This window comes from Methylobacterium sp. E-012 (assembly GCF_057836545.1).
Window position 1 is genome coordinate 3,971,579 of the sequence record NZ_JBYQEY010000001.1, and the last position, 20,934, is coordinate 3,992,512.

Below are 20,934 nucleotides of genomic sequence, written 5' to 3' on the forward strand. Positions count from 1 at the left end.
GCCCTCCCCCCTCTGCGGGGGAGGGTGGGCCCTCCTGACGCAGGGGCCACCCTCCCCGCAGCGTTACAATGCGCACAATCGCTGGCCGAGACGCTCTCTCCTCCCCTTGCGGGGAGGAGTTGGAGGATGGAGCGGTGCGGTGCCTTCTGAGCCACCCCCGCCCCTGACCCCTCCCCGCAAGGGGGAGGGGAAAAGCGCTCTGTTTTCAGCGTGTTGGCGTCAGACTGAGACGTGTGGATCCGGTAGCCCGCAGAGGGCGGGAGGGATTCACGTCACCGCTCCAGCACGAAGATCATCGTCGCCAGCGGCGGCAGGGTCAGCGACAGGGATTGGGCCTGGCCGTGGCTCGCCTGTCCGTCGCTGTGACCGCCGCCGTTATTGCCGAGGTTCGAGCCGCCGTACACGCCGGCATCCGAGTTGAACGCCTCGCGGTAGAAGCCCGCCTCCGGCACGCCGATCCGGTAGCCCTCCCGGGGGATCGGGGTGAAGTTCGACACCACGATGGCGACTTGGCCCGGCTCGGCGCCCTTGCGGGCCCAGGCGATGACGCTGTTGTCCTGGTCGTCCGCCACCAGCCACTGGAAGCCGGTCTGCTCCACGTCGCGGCTGTGGAGGGCGGGCGTCGCGACGTAGAGCCGGTTGAGGTCCCGGACCACGTCCTTGACGCCCTTGTGCAGGGGGTCGTCGAGCAGGTGCCAGTCCAGGCTGGTGTCGTGATTCCACTCCCGCTCCTGGCCGAACTCGCCGCCCATGAACAGCAGCTTCTTGCCGGGATGCCCCCACATGAAGCCGAAATAGGCGCGCAGGTTCGCGAATTTCTGCCAGCGGTCGCCGGGCATCTTGTTCAGCAGCGAGCCCTTCCCGTGCACGACCTCGTCGTGGGAGAGTGGCAGGATAAAATTCTCCGAGAAGGCGTAGAGCAGCCCGAAGGTCAGGTTGTGGTGATGGTAGCGGCGGTGGATCGGATCCTCCTGCATGAAATGCAGGGTGTCGTGCATCCAGCCCATGTTCCACTTGAAGCCGAAGCCGAGCCCGCCGGTATAGGTCGGGTGCGAGACGCCGGGCCACGAGGTCGATTCCTCGGCCACGGTGATCGTGCCCGGGGCGTGGCTGTAGGTCGCCTCATTGGTCTTGCGCAGGAAGTCGATGGCGTCGAGGTTCTCGTTGCCGCCGTAGCGGTTCGGGATCCACTCGCCCTGGCGGCGCGAATAGTCGAGGTAGAGCATCGAGGCGACCGCATCCACGCGCAGGCCGTCGAGGTGGTAGTGCTCCAGCCAGAACCGGGCGTTGGCGGCCAGGAAGGTCGCGACCTCCGTGCGCCCGAAATTGTAGATGTAGGTGCCCCAATCCTGGTGGAAGCCCTGGCGGGGATCGGCGTGCTCGTAGAGGTGCGTGCCGTCGAACTGGCCGAGCCCGTGGGCGTCGAGCGGGAAGTGGCCCGGCACCCAGTCGAGCAGCACGCCGATGCCGGCCTCGTGGGCGGCGTCCACGAAGGCCGCGAATTCCTCCGGGGTGCCGAACCGGCTGGTCGGGGCGAACAGCGAGACCGGCTGGTAGCCCCAGGACCCGTCGAACGGGAACTCGGTGATCGGCAGCATCTCGATATGGGTGAAGCCCAGATCCTTGACGTAGGGGATCAGCCGCTCGCCCAGCTCCTTGTAGGTGAGGTAGCGGTTGCCCTCCTCGGGCACCCGCGCCCAGGAGCCGAGATGGACCTCGTAGACTGAGATCGCCGCGTGGCGCGGGTCCTTGGCGCCGCGGGTGCTCATCCAGCCGGAATCGCGCCAGTCGAACTCCCCGGTCCCGTGGGTGACCGAGGCGGTCTCCGGCGGGTGCTGGGCCGCGAAGGCGACCGGGTCGGCCTTGAGCGGGATCAGGGCCCCGTCGGGGCCGCGGATCTCGAACTTGTAGCGCACGCCGGCGGTGAGCCCGGGCACGAACAGCTCCCAGATGCCGCCGTCCTGCCACAGGCGCATCGGGTGGCGCCGCCCGTCCCAGTCGTTGAAGTCGCCGACCACGCTGACCTTGCGGGCATTGGGCGCCCAGACGGCGAAGCGGAAGCCGTCGATGCCGTCGAGCCGCCCGGACTGGGCCCCGAGCATCCGGTAGACGAGGTTGGTGCCGACCTCGCGCAGGGTCGCCACGTCGTACTGCTCGATCGACGAGCCGAAGCCGTAGGGGTCGTAGCGGCGGCGCTTCGATCCGTCCCAGGCCTCGACCTCGATCTCGTAGAGCGGCCGGTGCTCGCCCTCGACCCGGGCGACGTAGAACCCGTCCGGGTGGCGCTTCTCGAAGGGCACGCTGCGCCCGTCCATCACCAGGGTGGCGGCCCGGGCCTCGGGCAGGACGGCGCGCACCTCCCAGGCATCCGGCCCGGCCCGGTGGGGGCCGAGCACCGCGAACGGGTCGCCGTGGCTGGCGCTCATCAGGGCGGCGATCGCGTCCGGATGGACGCTCGGCGCCGTGGCGGCGGAGCCGGGGACCTCCGCGTCCCGCGCCGTCGCCGCTTCCGGGTCGGCCCGCGTTGCGAAGGTCTCGTCGATCGCCGTCATTCCGATGCTCCGGGCTCGTGTCGGTCCGCGTCCAGAATGGTGAGAACCCCGCGGGCGGGAATTTCGATCCAGTCCGGCCGGTTGTTGGCCTCGTAGTCGACCTCGTACAGGGCCTTGGTCAGGAGGCACAGGCGCAGCAGCCGCGCCCGCGTGCCCGGGTCGGTCACGGCGGCCCGGGAGCCCACGACCGCGGCCTCGTAGCCGTCCAGGAACGCCGCCTCGATCATCCCGCGCCAGGCGGTGGCGGCGTCGCGGGCCCGCTCCTCGGTGTCGCCGAACCGGGCGGCGATCTCGCGGGTCACGGTCTCGGCACCATACGCGAAGGAGCGCATCAGCCCGGCCACGTCGCGCAGGGGCATCGACTTGGCCCGGCGCTCGTCGGCCGGGCGCGAGGGCTCGCCCTCGAAGTCGACGATGATCAGGTCGCTCTCGGCGACCAGGACCTGCCCCAGGTGGTAGTCGCCGTGAATGCGGGTCTTGTAGGCGCCCAGAGGCGGCGCGTCGGTGAGCGCGTCGATCAGCGTCTCGACCTCCTGCCGGCGCGGGAGGAGGGCCGCGCAAGCGGTCTTGCCGGCGTCGAGGCCGCGCTCGGTGAGCCCTTTCAGCGCCCGGAAGGCGCGCTCGGCCTGGTGGCGGGCGTCCCGGGCGAGCACCGCGAGGTCGGCCTCGGTGAACGGCTCGGCCGCGAAGGCCGGGTCGTCGGTCTCGGTCGCCAGCGCCGCGTGCAGCTCGGCGGTGCGCCGCCCGAGCAGCTCCGCCCAGGGCCGGTGGGCCTGGAACGCCTCCTCAGGGGTCGCGGCCTCGCTCTCGGGGGTGAGCACCACGGTCTCGAAGTCCCGGCGCAGGCCCTCCAGCATCAGGGTCCAGGCGTCGCCCTGGTTCATAACGAACTTCTGAAGGACCGCCAGCGCCGTCCGCGTGCCGTCCTCGGCCACGTGTTCGAGGGTGCCGAGGAGCGCGGGGGTGTTGGAGAACCCCGCCTGCTCGGTGAGGAAGCGACCGACCTCGATCTCGGGATGCATCCCCGGCTGCAGGCGGCGCAGGAGCTTGAGCATCATCTTCGAGCCGATGGCGATCGAGGTGTTGCTCTGCTCCGCCGAGAGCCGGCGGATGTCGGCCACGTCGACCGTGACCTCCGGGTCGAAGGCCGAGGTGGCGGCGAAGACCAGCCGCCCGCTCTCGGTGGGGATCTCGCGGGCCCGGCGCATGTCGTCGATCAGGCCGGCGGCGAAGTCGTTGGAGCCGGCCGCCCCGTAGAGCAGGCCGGTGCGCGGCCCCCGGCGCACCCGCGCCACCGCGAAGGGCAGCAGCGTCTCGTCCTCGCGGCCCTCGTCGACGCCCACCGGCACGAAGTACTGGTGGGTCTCGCCGTTGGCGAGCTGCACGTCGAGGCGCGGCAGGAGGAAGCGCGCGCTCCCGTCCACGTCCTTGACGGCGGCGCAGTCGATCACCTTCACGCCCCTGATCCGCGAGCCCTTGGCGCCGAACCAGCGCCGGCTCGTCAGGAAGGGCGGCACCACGGTGCGCTCGAAGGCGACGCGCTCGCGGCCCGACATCAGGCTCTCGATGCCGCCGGTCAGCACCAGGGTGAACAGCTCCGGCGGCTCCTGCTGCGGGCCGATCGCCCCCGAGCGGGCGGCGCTCAGGGAGAACCAGTAGAAGCCGTAGGACGGCAGGGTCAGCAGGTAGGGCAGGTCGCCGATCGGCGGGAACTCGGTGCCGCCGGTGAGCTCGATCGGCACCGCGGTGCGCAGTTCCGACAGGTCGAGCTGCACCGCCTGGGGCGCGCGCGACAGGTTGGCCACGCACAGGACCCGCTCGTCCTCGTGCTCGCGGATCCAGGCGAGCACCTTGCGGTTCGACGGATACAGGAACTGGATCGTGCCGCGCCCCAGGGCGACGCTGTTGTTGCGGATCGCGATCATGCGCCGCGTCCAGTTCAGCAGGCTGGTCTGCGCCTGGATCTGCGCCTCGACGTTGATCGCGTCGAAGCCGTAGATCGGGTCCTGGATCGCCGGCAGGAACAGCTTCTGCGGGTTCGCCCGGGAGAAGCCGCCGTTGCGGTCCGGGGTCCACTGCATCGGCGTGCGCACGCCGTCGCGGTCGCCGAGATAGATGTTGTCGCCCATGCCGATCTCGTCGCCGTAATAGAGCACCGGCGTGCCGGGCATCGACAGGACGAGGGACTTCATCAATTCGATCTTGCGCCGGTCGTTCTCGAGGAGCGGCGCGAGGCGGCGGCGGATGCCGAGATTGATCCGGGCCCGCCGCTCGGCGGCGTAGAACGACCAGAGATAATCGCGCTCCTCGGCGGTCACCATCTCGAGCGTGAGCTCGTCGTGATTCCGCAGGAAGATCGCCCACTGGCAGCCCTCCGGGATCTCAGGGGTCTGGCGCATGATGTCGGTGATCGGGTGCCGGTCCTCCCGGGCGATCGCCATGTACATCCGCGGCATCAGCGGGAAGTGGAACGCCATGTGGCATTCGTCACCGTCGCCGAAATACTGGGCGGTCTCCTCGGGCCACTGGTTGGCCTCGGCGAGCAGCATCCGGTCGGGGTAGCTCGCATCCAGCGCCGCCCGGATTTTTTTGATCACATCGTGGGTTTCGGCGAGGTTCTCGCAGTTCGTGCCGTCGCGCTCGATCAGGTAGGGGATCGCGTCGAGGCGCAGGCCGTCGACGCCCATGTCGAGCCAGTAGCGCATCGTCGCGATGACCGCTTCCAGCACCTTCGGGTTGTCGAAGTTCAGGTCCGGCTGGTGGCTGTAGAACCGGTGCCAGAAATACTGCTTGGCGACCGGGTCCCAGGTCCAGTTCGAGGCCTCGGTGTCGAGGAAGATGATCCGCGTGTCCTTGTACGGCTCGTCGGTGTCCGACCAGACGTAGAAGTCGCGCTCGGGCGAGCCGGGGGGCGCCTCCCGGGCGGCCTGGAACCAGGGATGCTGGTCGCTGGTGTGGTTGATCACGAGTTCGGTGATCACCCGCAGGCCCCGGTCATGGGCCGCCGCCACGAAGGCCTTGAAGTCCTCCATGGTCCCGTAGGACGGGTTGATGCCCTCGTAATCGGCGATGTCGTAGCCGTCGTCGCGCAGCGGCGAGGGGTAGAACGGCATCAGCCAGATCGCCGTGACGCCGAGGTCGCGGACGTAGTCGAGGCGCTGGGTCAAACCCTCGAAGTCGCCGATCCCGTCGTTGTTCGCGTCGAAGAACGACTTGACGTGGATCTGGTAGATGATGGCGTCACGGTACCATTGCGGGTCGCTGCGATCGATCATCGCGTCGCTGCCTCATCGGTCGGATCTGACGGGACCGGCGGGGGGACCGGCCGGGACGCGGTCGGTCGGCCGCCGCGCGGGTGCAAGGGTCGGCGACGGGAACGCCCGCCGCAGGATTCAACTGCCATGGCCGAGTGCCACGGGCGGGCTCAGCCCGCAACCCGCCGCGGCGCCCGGAGGCGCCAGATCACGCAGGATCGCTCGGCCGGATCGAGGGCGATGCGGTGGGTCTTGCCGCGCAACTCGAACGTGTAGCCCTGGAGCAGGTCCTCGACCTCGACGGCACCGTCGTCGGGCAGGCCGAACAGCCAGAGCGGCACCTCGTAGGTGCATTCCTGGCGGTTCTTCGGATCGAGGTTGACCATGGTGAAGACGCAATTGTCGCGCTCCGGCGTCGCCTTCGCGTAGGCGATGATCTGATCGTTGAAGGCCCCGGTGAAGACGACGTTGCGGAAATCCCAGAGGGCCGGGTTCTCGCGCCGGATCGTGTTGAGCTTGACGATATGCGCGCGGATGTTCCCCGGCCGGTGATCGTCCCAGGCCTTCAGCTCGTATTTTTCCGAGTTCAGGTACTCCTCCTTGCCCGGATACGGCGCCGCCTCGCACAATTCGAAGCCGTTGTAGATGCCGTAGACCGACGACAGGGTGGCGGCGAGCGTACCGCGGATCACGAAGCCGGCGCGCCCGCTGGTCTGGAGGAAGTACGGGTTGATGTCGGGTGTGTTGGCGAAGAAATTCGGGCGGTAGTACTCGCCCATCTCCCCGGCCAGCTCCAGGGCGTAATCGGTGAGCTCCTGCTTGGTGTTGCGCCAGGTGAAGTAGGTGTAGCTCTGCTGGTAGCCGGCCTTGGCGAGCTTCTTCATCATCTTCGGCCGGGTGAAGGCCTCGGCCAGGAAGATCGCGTCCGGATAGCGGCCGTTGACCTCGGCGATCACCCATTCCCAGAACGGGATCGGCTTGGTGTGCGGGTTGTCGACCCGGAAGATGCGCACGCCCCGGGCGCACCAGCCGAGCAGGATGTCGCGCAATTCGATCCACAGCCCGGGCAGGGCCCCGCCGTAGAAATGGACGTTCGAGATGTCCTCGTACTTCTTCGGGGGGTTCTCGGCGAATTTCAGCGTGCCGTCGGGGCGCCACTCGAACCATTCCGGGTGGTTCTTGATCCAGGGATGGTCCGGCGAGCACTGGATCGCGAAGTCCAGCGCGATCTCCATCCCGTAGGCGTGGCTCGCCGCCACCAGCCGCTCGAAATCCTGGAGCGTGCCGAGCTCGGGATGCACGGCCTCGTGGCCGCCCTCCTCCGCGCCCACCGCGTAGACCGAGCCGACATCGCCGGGCTCGGCCTTGAGGGTGTTGTTCTTCCCCTTGCGGTTGGTTCTTCCCACGGGGTGGATCGGCGTGAAGTAGAGGACGTCGAAGCCCAGTTCGCGGATCTCGGGGAGCCGCCGGATCACGTCGTCGAAGGTGCCGTGGCGGTTCACGTCCATCGATTGCGAGCGCGGAAAGATCTCGTACCAGGCCGAGAACCGGGCCGCGAGGCGGTCGGCGATCACCGGCAGGGTCACGGGATAGCGGGTGAGATTCACCCGCTCGGCATTCCGGCGCACGAGGCTCGCGGCGTCGGGCTGGAGGATCCGGTCGAGCTGGGCGGGCGAGCCCGCCTCCTCGGCGGCCAGCGCCGCCACCAGGGCGGCGAGGCGCTCCGCGTCGCGGCCGCCCCGGGTCCGGGCGAGGGCGGCGGCGGTCTCGACGACGGTCACGCCCTCGATCGTCTCCAGGCGGATGTCGACCCCGGCCGCGCGCTTCTTCAGGGTGTCGCGGATCCAGGAGGAGAACGGGTCGCGCCACGCGATCAGGGTGAACTCGTAGCGGGCGTTTTTCTCCAGGGGGAAGTGCCCGGCCCAGCGGTCGTTGTCGGCGAAGACCATCGGGTCCTCGCGCCAGCCCTCGCTGCCGGCGACCCGGGACAGGATCGCGGCGTCGATGATCTCGTGGCCGTCGGAGAAGATGTCGGCCTCGACCCGCAGGGATTCTCCGACGATCCGCTTCACCGCCGAGCGGCCGCCGTCGATCTCGGGGGTGACCGCCTCGATCACGACCCGGCCCTCACCGTCCGGGGAGCCCCGATCGGGGAACTCCGCGGCCTGCTGGGTGCCCGCCGCGAGGATGCGCAATTCGCCCGGGAGCAGATCGATGGCGCTGCCGGGATGGAAGGCGATCGGCTCGGCCCCGGGCGTCCGGTCGACGAAGGCGCCGAGCATCCCGCCGGTGCGGGCGATCAGCGTGCCGGCATCCACCGGCACCGGTCTTTCGGTCGGGTTGTAGAGCACGATCAGCCCGTGCCGCGCCGAGGCCGGATGGCCGGTGTCGAACCGGGCGAGCGCCACCAGGTCGCTGTCGGGCGCGGAGATCCGCAGCTGCGCACCCTCGACATTGGCGGCCGGCAGCTCGGCCCGCAGGGCGTTGACCGCCCGGACATAGCCGGAGATGTCGATCCCGGTCTCGCTCTCGCGGTCGCGCGGGGTGGTCTCGACCACGTGCAGCGCCCGGCGGTAGCCCCACTCGTAGCCGATCGGCATCAGCACGCCCGCCGAGAAGAAGGCGGCGAGGGCGTAGCGGGTGCGCAGATGCGCCGCCACCGCCTCGGGGCCGCCGCCGATCCCGGCGGCGAGGCGCTTCATGTCGTGGTTCTCGGGGAAGGCGATGGAGGGCGCCAGCACCCGCAGGCGCTCGTACTGCTCCAGGGCCCAGGGCTTCTGCAGGTCCCACCACGCGAAGGAGTTGAACAGGTAGTCGAAGCCGGCGCCGGCCGTGGCCTTCGCCTCCTCGAAGGTGCAGCCGAGGGTCTCGGCGGCGAACAGGCAGGCGGGATCCCGGCCCTTGGCCTCCCCGATCAGCACGCGCCAGGTCTCCGGCGGCACCTTGTAGGCGGCATCGCACCGGAAGCCGGCCACGCCGAGCCCCTGGAGCCGGGCGACGTAGGCGCCCCAGATCCGGGTCAGCTCGTCCCGGGCGGCTTGGGTGTGGTAGTCGAGTTCGGCGAGGTCGCCCCAGACGGTGCGGATCGACGGATCGTCCGGATCCACCGCGGCCGGGTGCATGATCGAGCCGTCGGGCTCCTTCATGAACAGGTCGGGCCGCTCGGTGGCGAGCCGGGCGTTGTCGGCGGTGTGGTTGATCACGAGATCGGTCATCACCGACAGGCCGGCGGCCTTGGCGGCGGCGCAGAAACGCTGGATCTGCGCGTCGTCCGGGGTGCCATCCTGATCCCGGAACCGCTCGTCGAGGCGCTCGGGATCGGCGACCGCGTAGAGGCTCCGCGAGCCGCCGGTCTGGTGGAACGGGTTGAGGTAGATCCAGTCGAAGCCGAGCGACGCGATCCGGGGCAGCTCGGCGGTCCAGTCCGACACGCGCCCGACCAGGAGCGGGAACAGGTTGTAGATCCGCGGCCCCTCGGCCCGGGGCGCCAGGGCGGCGGGCAGGACGGCCTCGGCCCCGGACGTCGCGGCGGCTTTGGTCGGTGCGTTCATGCTGGCCCCTGGCTCCCGTTCACTGTGTCGTAACGCCCGAAGCGTGTGGCTGTGCCGCGCGGTTCGACGTCTCTCAGCAGAGTTGGATGACACGGCTGCGGAGGGACGTTTTGGAATCCGCGCTGCCGCACCTGCCACCCTGCGCGTCCCCTCCCCCCTTTGCGGGGGAGGGTGGCCCGCGAAGCGGGTCGGGAGAGGGGAGCGACGGCGCAGACGATGCCGCGCTGCTCACCGCTGCCCTGGCCTTTCCGGAACCCGGGTTCCCCTCTCCCGACCCGGCCTGACGGCCGGCCCACCCTCCCCCGCAGAGGGGGGAGGGAGAGAAGCGGGGGCGCCGGTCCCCTCACGATTCCCGCCGCAGCACCACGTAGGGCAGATCGCGCAGGAGCTGGCCGAGATCGGCCCCCTCCCCTTCGACGATCCGCCCCGTCGCGAGGTCGCGCCAGCGGGTCCCGACCCCCAGATCGACCCGGGTGCCGGCAAAAGCCTCCCCCGACCAGGTTGTCTCGCCGACGAGCCCGGCCACGAGCCGCGGCACCGCCACGAACAGGTCGCCGCCCTCCTGGCCCGGATCGGTCCGCCGATAGGCGATCACGTGGTCGGCCCGGGCGCCCGCGGCCGCGACGGGCTCGTAGGCGGCGCTGGCGTAGAAGTCCGGGCGCTCGGCCCGCTCCGTGAGGAGCCGTGCGAGCGTCGCCTGCTTGACCCGCCCGTCCGGCCAATGCGCCAGCAGGGCCGCCGGTTCGCCGCCCTGTTCGAGCATCCGTTCCAGGGCCGGGTAATCCACCGGGCGGCGGTTGTCGGGATCGACGAAGGAGAAGTCCCAGAGTTCCGTGCCCTGGTAGGTGTCGGGCAGGCCCGGCAGGGTGCATTTCAGGACCGTCCGGCCGAGGCTCGCCAGCATGCCGAGATGGGCGAGCCGCCGGGCGAAGGGCCGGAGCGCGCGCAGGAAGTCGGAGCCCGGGGCGATCAGCGCGGAAAACAGCTTCTTGACCGCGCCCTCGTAGACCTCGTCGACATTGACCCAGCTCGACCGGCGCTTGCCCTCGCGCATCGCCTTCTCGCCATAGGCGATCAGGCGGTCGCGGAACGTCGCGATCACGGCGGGCTCGTCCCGCTCCAGCAGCTCCAGGGGCCAGGCGCCGAGGATCGCCTGGAAGAACATCCACTGGTCGTTGGCGTCGGGGGCGGGCTCGCCGTCGATCCGGGCGAGATGCGGTCCGGCCGCGCGCTGCCACAGGTCCCAGGCCCCGGCCCATTCCTCCGGGATCTCCGAGAGGGCGAGCAGCCGGGTGCGGGCATCCTCGCCGCGCTTGGTGTCGTGGGTCGCCGTGGTGATCATGGCGTTCGGCCAGTCGCGGGCGCGGGCGACCTGCAGGTCGTGGAAATGCTCCGCGTCGATGCCGTATTCCCCCGGATCGCCGCCGACCTCGTTGAGGCCGAGGAGGCACGCGTACCGGTAGAACAGCGTGTCCTCCAGGCTCTTGGCCATGACCGGGCCGGTGAGCTGCTGGAACCGGCGGCGGAAGCGCAGGGCCACCCGCGGGTCCGGACGGCCCGGGCCCGTCGTCTCGATCCGCCCGAGCAGGACCTCGGCGGCGAAATCGTGGACCGAGCGGTCCGGCAGGCCCGACCAGCGCTTGGCCTTGGCGACCGCGCCCTCGATCAGGCGCACGTCCTCGGGCTCGACCTCGCCCTCCTCCAGCTCCGGCGGCAGGTAGCTGCGGTAGGTCGGGAAGCGCGCGATGATCTCGATCAGCGCCCGGCGGAGCGCGTTGACGGTGAAGTCGCGGGTGCGCCGGTCGGCGTCGGCGACCTCCTTCAGGTCGGAGGTCAGCACCTCCAGCTCGCTGGCGAAGCTGATCTCCAGGATCTCGGCCTTGGCGGCGCGGAGCTGGAACCCGTAGGGCTCGTCGAAGCCCGTGGCCCAGGTGTAGAGGCGCTCGACCTTCCCGCGCCTACCCTTGTCGACCAGGATCCCGTCGAGCTGGTTGAGCACGTCGTAGCCCGTGGTCCCGGCCACCGGCCAGGGCCGCAGCCGCTCCCCGGGCTCCAGGATCTTTTCCACCACCACGTAGAAGCCGGGGCCCACGGCGGCCTGCAGCGCCCGCGCGTAGCCCAGCGGGTCGGCCAGCCCGTCGATGTGGTCGACGCGCAACCCGTCGATCCGGCCCGCGCGGACGTGCCGGAACACGGTCTCGTGGGAGCGGTGGAAGATGTCGGACAGCTCGACCCGCAGGCCGGCGAGCGAGTTCACGTCGAAGAACCGGCGGTAGTTGATATCGCTCGAGGCCACCCGCCAATGGGCGAGCCGGTAGGCCTGGGCCTCCAGCAGCCGGTGCAGCGGCCCGAAGCTGTCCGGCCGGCCCTTGAAGCCGTTGAGCAGCGCGAGCGTGCTGGCGGTGGCCTCCTGGATCAGCGGCGACACGCCGTAGATCTCGGCGAGCCGGCGCTTCAACCCTTCCGCCTCCTCGGGGAAGCCTTTGCGGCGGGTCTCGTCGGTGTCGATCGCCATGGCCCGCAGGCGCTCGGAGATGGCGAGCAGCTCCGCGGTGGTGTCGTCGTCCACCGCCCCGATGGCGGCGATCACCCGGTTGAGGATGGTCGGGTAGCTCAGGGGCCGGATCGGCAGCTGGTGCTCGTAGTGCCAGACGCTGAAGGCCCCGGTCTCGGGGTCGAACTTCAGCGTCAGCGTGCCCTTCTCCAGGGCCTCGCCGTAGCGGTCGCCGAGGAACGGGATCACGAGGTTCCGACCGGCCCCGAGGCGCTGCCAGTCGATGTCGAAGGCGTCGGCGAAGGGCGACAGGGAGCCCCATTCCAGGACCGAGAGCCACCAGGGATTGTCGGCCCCGCCGACGCCCATGTGGTTCGGCACGATGTCGAGGAGGAGCTTGATCCCGTGCGCCCGCAGGGTGTCGGACAGGGCGACGAAGCCCGCCTCGCCGCCGAGTTCCGGGTTGAGCGCCCCGTGGTCGACGATGTCGTAGCCGTGCGTCGAGCCGGCCCGGGCCTTCTGGAGCGGGGAGGCGTAGACGTGGCTGATCCCGAGGGTCTTCAGATAGGGGACGATGCGTTCCGCATCCGCGAAGGTGAAGTCCTTGTGGAACTGGAGCCGATAGGTCGATTGCGGCGGTGGCACCGCGAGCCGGGCGGCCCCGGAGCGCGGCCCCCGCGCCTCGGCCGAGAGCGCCGCCGCCAGCTTGGCCAGCGGGCCGCCGGGGGCGGCGATGTCGGTCAGGTCCCGGTCGAGCTTGCGCCGCCAGTTCGGGTAGCCCTCGGTGGAACCCGGGACGTTGGCCTGGGCGAGTTCCGAGACCACGTCCTCGTACTGGACGGCGGTCAGCATCGACGGCGCCCGGGCGAGGTAGCGGGCGGCGGCCTCGAAGGGCGCGGCCTCCGGCGGCTCGGCCGAGGGCAGCAGCTGCTCCCCGGCCAGCGCCTCGGTGAGGCGGCGGCGCTCGACCACCCGCTCGTTGCGCTCGGCCTCGGCGCGGTCCTGATCGTACAGGCCGAGCGACTGGCGGGTGTCGGTGTCGACCCCGCGCCACCAGCCGACGAAGGTCGGCAGATCGTGGGTGGTGATCGCGGTGAGCGCGTCGCGCGGATAGGCCGATGGGGCCTTGAATCGGCCGTCCCCTTCCCGCTCGAAGGCCAGGATCCGGTAGCTCAGGACGCCGGCCCGCATCAGGGCGTCGGAAAACCCCTCGGGGGCGGTGCCGAGATCCTCGGCGATGACCAAGCACTTGTTGCGGTGGCTCTCCAGCCGCAGCACCGCCAGCATCGGCTCGAACGGCATGGCCACGTAGGCGCCGGCCTGGGCGCCCGCGCCCAGCGGGATCAGGAACAGGCGGGCGAGCTGGAAGGCGTGGTCGATCCGGATCGCGCCGGCGTGGCGCATGTTGGCCTGGACCAGGGCCCGGAACGCCGCGAGGCCGTCGCGCTCCATCGCCAGCGGGTCGAAGGCCGGCAGGCCCCAGTTCTGGCCCTTGGGGGCGAGGAGGTCCGGGGGCGCGCCGATCGACACCTTGTCGGCGAAGCGCTCGGGATGCGACCAGATCTCGGAGCCGCCCCGGTCGGCGCCGACCGCGAGGTCGCGGTAGAGCCCGACCCGCATGCCGGCCCCGAGCGCCGCCGCGGAGGCCTCCGCGAGCTGCCGGTCGGCGAGGTATTGCAGCCAGGCGTGGTAGCCGACGGCCTCCGCGTTGTCCGCCGCGAAGGCCTGCACCGCCTCCGTGCCGGCACGGCGGTATTCCTCCGGCCAGTCGCCTAGCCAATGGGCCCCCTGCCCCCGGAAATGCTCCGCCAGGGCCTCGAACACCGCGTGGGCTTCGAGATCCGCGCCGCCCTCCTGGCGGAAGCGCTGGAAGCCCGCGTCCGTCCCGGCCCGGGCCGGCGAATCCGCCCACAGGGCCCGGAGCACCGGCTCGAGCACGTCGTGCACGCCCTGGTGGTCGACCAGCGCCGCTTCGCGCAACGCCGTGATGGCGTCTTCGCGCGCGGCGAGCAGCGCCTCGGCCCGGGATCCCGCCAGTCCCGGCAGGCTGCGGGGCGCGATGAACAGGGTCTCCAGGAACAGACGCGAGGACGGCGAGTAGGGGGAGATCTTGGTCCGGTCGGAGGCGAACAGGGCGTGGACCGGGCTCAGGCCGAGGAAGGCCGCCCCGCGCAGGGCCGCCTCGCGGGCCGCCTCGCCGGCATCCGCATAGGTGCCGATGCCGATATTGGTGGCCGAGCGCAGGCCGTAGAGCTGCGCGGCCAGGCCCCAGTCGGAAGCCCCCTCCTCCGTGTAGGGCCGCGGGCGCCAGCAGCGCTGCGGCGCGGCGATCACCCAGGCCTCGGCCCGGCTCTGCCCGACCTGGACGGTGAGGCGGTGATAGCCGGGCGTCAGCGGCGGCAGCTCGAAGCCCGGCTCCGGACCCTGCAGGTTGGCCCGGCCCTCGCGGGCGGTCCCGCGGGCGTCCACGAGGCGCCAGACCAGGGTGTGGGGCGCGCCGTCCTGAACGCGGACCGGAACCCGGGCGGTGCGACGGGCCTCCACCGGCAGGAGCGGCGGGATCGGGCCGCGGCGCAGGTGCTCGACCTCGGCGAGGCTCCCGGCGATCGCGGCCTCGTCGTCCACCGCGAAACCCAGGGCCGCGAGCAGGCCGCGGCGCACCTCCAGGGAGGTCTCGACGGGCTTGCCGAAGGCGTCCGTGTAGCCGGCGGCGACGCCGACCAGATCGGCGAGCTGTTCCAGGGGGCTCACGAGCGGGACTCCGAGAGGAACACGCCGGTCCAGGAAGGCAGGTCCCGTCCGGTCGTGTCGGGGGCGTTGGTCCAGACCACCCGGGCGCCGCCCGGATCGACCGCATAGGCCGCGTCCCCAAAATTGGCGACGCAGCGCAGGGTTCCGGCGCCGAAGCGCCACGTGCAGTCGACCACGTCCGGCCGCGGCAGGGTCGCGGCGGCGCCCCGGTAGCCGGACTTCGCCAGGGGCACGACCACGTCGCGGCGCAGGGCCAGCAGCCGCGTCGTCTCGGCCAGCACCTCGCGATGGGGCGAGCGGTCGCGCTCCGACCAGTCCAGCTTCGAGGCCTCGAAGGTCTCACGCTCCGTGGGATCGGGGATCTTGCCGGTATCGTCCGCGAAGGCGGCAAAGCTCTTGAATTCCCGGCGGCGGCCGTCGCGCACCGCCGTGTTCAGCGCCTCGTCCGGGGCGAAGTCGACGAAGAACAGGAACGGCGCCGAGGCCGACCATTCCTCGCCCATCCAGAGCATCGGGATCTGCGGGGCCAGCAGCAGCCCGGCCCGGGCGAGATCGAGTTTCTTCGGATCCGCCAGGTGGCTGAGCCGCTCGCCCAGCGCCCGGTTGCCGACCTGATCGTGGTTCTGCAGGAAGGTCACGAAGGCGGAGGGCGGGAGGTGCCCGGAGGGCTCGCCGCGGGGGTGGTTGTCCAGGGTCGCGAACGGCTCGCCCTGATAGGCGAATCCCTCCGCGAGGCACCGGGCGAGGTGGGCGACCGGTTTGTCGGCAAAGCTCTTATAATAGCCGGCGTCTTCGCCGGTGAGCAGCACGTGCCAGCCATGGTGCAGGTCGTCGGCCCATTGCGCGTCGTGCATCTTCGGCCGGCCGGCGGCGTCGCGCTCCAGCCAGCGCGCCTGATTGGCCTCGTTCTCCAGCATCAGGTGGATCTGCCGGTCCGGGAAGGTCTTGCGGACCGTTTCGCCGAGCTCGGCCAGGAAATGGCGCGGCGAATCGTCGAGGATCGCGTGCACGGCGTCGAAGCGCAGGCCGTCGAAACGGTATTCCTCCAGCCAGTACAGGGCGTTCTGGATGAAGAACTGCCGCACCGTGGCGCCGCTCTCCTTGCCGTCGAAGTTGATGCCCGCGCCCCAGGGGGTCTGGTGGCGCTCGGTGAAGAAGGTCTTGGCGTAGGCGTGGAGGTAGTTCCCGGCCGGGCCGAAATGGTTGTAGACCGCGTCGAGATAGACCATCAGCCCGAGCCCGTGGGCGGCGTCGATCAGGCGCTTGAGGTCGTCCGGGCGGCCATAGGCGCCGTCGGGCGCGTAGGGCAGCACGCCGTCGTAGCCCCAGTTGCGCGAGCCCTTGAAGTCGGCGAGCGGCAGCAGCTCGATCGCGGTGACGCCGAGCGCCTTGAGGTCGGGCAGGCGCGCCTGGAGGCCGGCATAGGTCCCCTCCGGGGTCGCGGTGCCGACATGGCACTCGTAGATCACCGCCTCCTCGAAGGGCCGCCCGGTCCAGGCCTCGTCCGACCACGCGAAGGCGCGCGGGTCGAGCACCTCGCTAAGGCCCCCGACGTCGTCCGGCTGGAAGCGGGAGGCGGGATCGGGGACGACGAGGTCGCCGTCGATGCGGAAGCCGTAGCGGGCGCCGGGCTTGACCCCGGGCAGGGCGGTGCGCCGCCAGCCGCCGCCGGATTCGGGCAGGGGATGGTCGGTGCCGTTGACGACGAGATCGACGCTCTTGGCGGTGGGGGCCCAGAGGGCGAAGCGGACGCCGCCCTCGACCATCTCGGCCCCGAAATCCATGCTGTGGGCGCGCCGCATCGGGCCACCGTCCTCGTCATTGGCCGCGCGCACCGGGGCGCAAGCGCGGCAGGATCTATCAGATGGTGGGAGAAGGCCCCGGGGTCGATCAGGTTCCCGCGGTGCAGCTATGGCGGGGTGATGAGACGGCAACCGTGCGAAAAATGGCGCGGTGGTCGGGGCCGGGCCCGGCCGGGCGGCGCGGGCGGCAGGGCCGATAGGGGCGATCGAGCGTCCGGCGGCCGATTGACAGCCCCGGCCGGGCCGTGATCCGTGCCGCGAGCCGGAAGGACGCCCGATGACCGACACCGCCGACCCCCGCGATCGCCTGATCGTCGCCCTCGATCTGCCCGGCGTGCCCGAGGCCGAGGCGCTGATCGACCGGATCGGCGAGGCCGCGACGTTCTACAAGATCGGCTACCAGCTCGCTTACGCGGGCGGGCTGGCGCTAGCCGAGCGGCTGGCGGCGCGCGGCCTCAAGGTCTTCCTCGACCTGAAGCTCCACGACATCGGCAACACCGTCGCGGAGGGCGTGCGCGCGGCCTCGGGATCCGGCGCCACCTTCCTCACCGTGCATGCCTATCCGCAGACCATGCGGGCGGCGCTCCGCGGGCGGGGCGCGGGCCTGAAGATCCTGGCCGTGACGGTGCTGACCTCCTACGACGATGCCGACGCCGCCGAGGCCGGCTACGCCCTGCCGGTGGCGGAGCTCGTGGCGAAGCGGGCCGCCCAGGCCGCGGAGATCGGCATCGACGGCTTGGTCTGCTCCGCGGCCGAGGCGGTCTCGATCCGGCGGATCGTCGGGCCGGAAAGGCTGATCGTCACCCCGGGGATCCGCCCGGCGGGCGCGGCGGCCGGCGACCAGAAGCGGGTCATGACGCCCGGGCAGGCGCGGGACGCGGGGATCGACCACGTGGTGGTCGGGCGGCCGATCACCGGTGCCGCGGATCCGCGGGCCGCGGTGCAGGCGATCGTCGCCGCGCTGACCTGATCCCCTCCGCCATTGCCTTCGGACGCCCGGGATCCACTTCGCACCCGAGCGAGGAGGCGCCGGCATGACGAAGGGCTACTGGATCGCGCGGGTCGATGTCCGCGACGCGGAGGCCTACAAAAACTACGTGGCGGCCAACGGTGCCGCCTTCGCCAAGTTCGGCGGTCGCTTCCTCGTGCGCGGGGGAGCCCACGAGGCGGTGATGGGCCAGGCCCGGTCGCGCAACGTGGTGATCGAGTTTCCGAGCTACGAAGACGCCCTCGCTTGCTGGAACTCCGACCTCTACCAGGCCGCCAAGGCCAAGCAGCGCGGCGGCGTCGAGGCCGAGATCCTGGTGATCGAGGGCTATGACGGCGCGCAGCCGAGCGCCTCCGAGCCGGCGCCGGAAGCCGGGGCGGCCTCCGAATAGACGTGCCGCCGGAGCGCCGGTCTGACGGCGCGATCGCCGGCGCGTGACGCTTTTGACGGACGTGTATCCCGATCTTCTCCTCATCCCGAGGTGCTGCGAAGCAGCCTCGGAGAGGCGTCCCGAAATCGCCCGGTACGGGAGAACGCCGTGTCACGGCAGCAGCCTCGGCGGGCCTTCGCGGCAGCGGAAGCAGGCCGGGCGCCGTCGGAACAGGATTCGCGTCCGGCGCGCTACGGTCGGGGTGCCGTCGGCGCCAGGCTCCGCAGCAGGAACGCCGTCATGGCCTCCACGGGCGGCACCGGCTGGAGCATCGACGTCCCGACCAGCACCGGATGCGTGTAGCGGGCGATCGCGGCGTGGATGCAGGCCGCCGCCAGAGCCGGGTCCGCGGCCTCGAACGCGCCGCGCGCCACGCCGTCGCGGATGATGCGCTCGAACCCGGCGGTGATCCGGGCGACGTGGTGGCGGCAGACCTCCCAGCTCTCCGCCATCGCCGCCTCGATCATCTCGTGCAGCCGGGGGAACGCCTCGCAGCGGCGGGTGCAGTCGCGGTGCAGGGTCTCGATCGCCGCCACGAGCCGCGCGGTGGCGTCGAGGCCCGGCCGGTCGGCGATCTCCGAGATCAGCGCCTCGACCTCGCCGATCAGGCGCTCCAGCACCGCCTCGTTGATCGCCTTCTTCGATTCGAAGAAGCGGTAGACGTTGGCCGGGCTCATCTTCAGCGTCCGGGCGATGTCGGCCACCGTCGTCTTCTGGTAGCCGATCTCGCGGAAATACGCGTCCGCCGCCGTGAGGATGCGGCTGCGCGTGTCGGGTGCGCACTCCTCCGCGACCAGTTGGATCGTGTCATCGACGGACATGGGTCCTCAGTAGGCCATGCGGACGCGGAGCGTCAAAGAGAGGGCGCGACGCGGGTTCCCCCGCGCGGCGCCTGCGGCCGGTGCGCGCGTGCGGAACCGGGTCCGGCGGCGCCCATTGCCCCGGCATCCGGCCGCGACCGCGGCGCGCCTGCGAGGAAGCACGATGACCCTGACCGATACCCGTGCCCTGATCACCGGAGCCGATTCCGGGATCGGGCAGGCGACCGCGGAGCTGTTCGCCCGCGAAGGCGCCGACGTGGCGATCACCTACCACACCGACGAGGCCGGCATCCGCGAGACCGCCGCCCGGGTCGAAGCCGCCGGTCGCCGGGCGCTGGTGCTCCAGCTCGATGTCGGCGATCCGGCTGCCGTCACGGCCGCCTTCGACCGGATCGGCAGCGAGTTCGGCACCCTCGACGTGCTGGTGGCCAATGCCGGGCAGGCGATGAGCGGCGTGCCGGTCGCCGAGATGGACGACGCGTTGCTGGAGCGGATCCTGCGGGTGAACCTGATGGGGCCGCTGTTCTGCGCGCGCCCGTTCATCAAGATGCGCAGGGCACAGGGCGGCAACGGCAAGATCGTGTTCGTCTCCTCCGTGGCCCAGCACCTGCCGACCCCGGAGAGCGCCCCCTACGGCATGTCGAAGGCGGGGCTCGGCTCCCTGTGCCGGTCCCTGTCGCGGGAACTCGCCGAGGACCGGATCAACGTCAACAACGTCGCCCCCGGCCTGATCGAGACCCCGATGACCGCCGACCGCTTCGAGAAGACGGAGGTGCTCGACCGGTCTCTGGAGCGGATCCCGTGGCACCGGGCCGGCCAGCCGGAGGAGATCGCCCGGGCGATCCTCTACCTCGCCTCCGACGCGTCCGATTACGTCACCGGCCACACTCTCGTGGTCGATGGCGGGCTGACGATGCAATGGGGCGGGGCCTAAAACGACGCGAGGCGCCGGACCCGGGTCCGGCGCCTCGTAGGCTGAACGGGCTCGGCGGGGGACGGCCCCCGCCCGGGCCCTACGAGCCGAACTGCGAGCCCAGCCGCTCGAGGTATTCCGCGAGGTCGACGCCGCCGACCCGCTTGCCGTAATCGAAGCGCATCCCCTGGCGGATGTCGACGCTGGCGTCCCGGGTCGTCAGGGTGAAGGGCCGGACGCAGACCCAGGCTCCGTCGCGGCGGTGCTCGAAGTAGCCGAGGATCTCGTGCTTGGCCATAACCTGTCCTCCGGAACCGTGTTTGGAGACATAACGGTCACACCCGCCACAGGTTCGCCCGCTGGGACTGTTTTTCGTGTCCGGATCGGCGGGTGTCGCGTGTCCGGAAACCGGAAGGCCCTCGGGGGCGGTCCGGCCTGATCTCGCCTGAGCTTGGCCATGACTGGCCGAACGCTCGCGGCCCGGCCGGTTCCGTCACGGTCGGTCTGGTCGCGGATCCCGCCGGAAGCCCCTACCGGTCGGCCTTCGCGCCGGCGGTGGTGAGCTTGATGTAGCGCTCGGTGGTCGGCCCGATCAGCGAGCGCACCGCCGCGGCCATGCCCTCTTCCTCCTTCAGCGATTGCTGGAAGGCCGTTCGATGGCCCTGCTGGCCGGCCGCGTCGCCGATCACGAGCAGCGACTCGTAGGCCGCGATCTCGAAGTTCTCGAAGGCGTGGTTGGCGTAGGTGTTCTTCAGGATCTCGTCCTGGGCCGGCGCGTGGCCGAGGGCCATCATGTTGCCCACGAAGCCCAGAAACCCCTCCTTGAGGGCCGAGGGGCTCTCGGACAGGCTCTGGAGCGCCTCCTCCAGGCGCTGGCGCTGGCCGTGCGTCTCCGCGATGTGGCGGCGCAGGGCCTGCTCCATCTCCGGATAATGCTCCAGGCGCTCGACCTGGCGCTCCATGATCTGGAGCGCCTGCATCTCGACGGCATGGGTGTTCTTGAGGGCGGTGACGTAGATCTCGTGCGTGTCGGTGGCCATGGCCGATACCTTTGTTAAGCTGCGGGATTTGAGGCCCGTACAACCAGAGAACGCAGGCTCGGCACGGCCAAGTTCCCTGCGGCTCGTTCCCATCCGGGTCGCCGGCCCGCTTCGGCCCGGCGCGGCGGTGAGCGGGGGGCGCCGCGCCGGGCCGAACCAACGAATTCGTGTGACGACAAGGGGTTAGCGACCGTGGCGGCGGCGCCACAGCGCGTCGGAACCGGTCGCCGGCCGGCGTTTTCCCCCGCCTCCGGGGTACCCCGCGGGGAAACGTCATGCGAGCGTCGTATGCCACATCCCACAACCTCGGGCTGTTCGCCGCGGATCCCGCCCGGGGA

At 71.0% G+C, this 20,934-nt stretch carries 11 protein-coding genes; 3 read left to right on the plus strand and 8 right to left on the minus strand.

Features of this window, described 5'->3' with window-relative positions:
* Positions 1-272: 272 nt before the first annotated feature.
* From glgB to treZ, 5 genes are all read right to left on the minus strand, one after another.
* Positions 273-2,552 carry a 1,4-alpha-glucan branching protein GlgB gene (glgB, locus tag AC3IF1_RS19175; protein WP_489218890.1) on the minus strand — a complete coding sequence of 760 codons (2,280 nt, stop codon included), beginning with the start codon at positions 2,550-2,552 and terminating at the stop codon, positions 273-275.
* A complete protein-coding gene (gene treS / locus AC3IF1_RS19180; protein WP_489218891.1) occupies positions 2,549-5,827 on the minus strand; it encodes a maltose alpha-D-glucosyltransferase in 3,279 nt (1,092 codons plus the stop codon). The genes glgB and treS overlap by 4 nt, the downstream gene beginning before the upstream one ends.
* 149 nt (positions 5,828-5,976) lie before the next feature.
* A complete protein-coding gene (locus tag AC3IF1_RS19185) occupies positions 5,977-9,357 on the minus strand; it encodes a maltotransferase domain-containing protein (RefSeq protein ID WP_489218893.1) in 3,381 nt (1,126 codons plus the stop codon).
* Positions 9,358-9,700: 343 nt separating this feature from the next.
* Complete coding sequence (locus AC3IF1_RS19190) at positions 9,701-14,602, minus strand: malto-oligosyltrehalose synthase (RefSeq protein WP_489218894.1); 4,902 nt, start codon at positions 14,600-14,602, stop codon at positions 9,701-9,703.
* Positions 14,599-16,404: a malto-oligosyltrehalose trehalohydrolase gene (gene treZ / locus AC3IF1_RS19195; RefSeq protein WP_489218895.1), complete on the minus strand. Its 1,806-nt coding sequence runs from the start codon at positions 16,402-16,404 to the stop codon at positions 14,599-14,601. Before treZ ends, AC3IF1_RS19190 begins: the two co-directional genes overlap by 4 nt.
* 277 nt (positions 16,405-16,681) lie before the next feature.
* On the opposite strand from treZ, the gene pyrF reads away from it, so the two are divergent.
* Entirely contained in the window at positions 16,682-17,374 is a 693-nt protein-coding gene (gene pyrF, locus AC3IF1_RS19200; RefSeq protein WP_489218896.1) for an orotidine-5'-phosphate decarboxylase, read from the plus strand.
* Between the two features lie 64 nt (positions 17,375-17,438).
* Entirely contained in the window at positions 17,439-17,783 is a 345-nt protein-coding gene (locus tag AC3IF1_RS19205) for a DUF1330 domain-containing protein (RefSeq protein WP_489218897.1), read from the plus strand.
* Between the two features lie 230 nt (positions 17,784-18,013).
* Here the strand turns inward: AC3IF1_RS19205 and AC3IF1_RS19210 are convergent, their stop codons facing one another.
* The gene (locus tag AC3IF1_RS19210; protein WP_243969258.1) at positions 18,014-18,643 is read right to left on the minus strand and encodes a TetR/AcrR family transcriptional regulator; all 630 of its coding nucleotides are present in this window, start codon (positions 18,641-18,643) and stop codon (positions 18,014-18,016) included.
* Between the two features lie 163 nt (positions 18,644-18,806).
* On the opposite strand from AC3IF1_RS19210, the gene AC3IF1_RS19215 reads away from it, so the two are divergent.
* Positions 18,807-19,577 carry an SDR family NAD(P)-dependent oxidoreductase gene (locus AC3IF1_RS19215; RefSeq protein ID WP_243969260.1) on the plus strand — a complete coding sequence of 257 codons (771 nt, stop codon included), beginning with the start codon at positions 18,807-18,809 and terminating at the stop codon, positions 19,575-19,577.
* A gap of 79 nt (positions 19,578-19,656) precedes the next feature.
* Here the strand turns inward: AC3IF1_RS19215 and AC3IF1_RS19220 are convergent, their stop codons facing one another.
* Positions 19,657-19,854 (minus strand): hypothetical protein, encoded by a 198-nt coding sequence (locus AC3IF1_RS19220; protein WP_012318739.1) that lies wholly within the window; start codon positions 19,852-19,854, stop codon positions 19,657-19,659.
* A gap of 232 nt (positions 19,855-20,086) precedes the next feature.
* A complete protein-coding gene (locus AC3IF1_RS19225) occupies positions 20,087-20,596 on the minus strand; it encodes a ferritin-like domain-containing protein (protein ID WP_489218898.1) in 510 nt (169 codons plus the stop codon).
* Positions 20,597-20,934 lie beyond the last annotated feature (338 nt).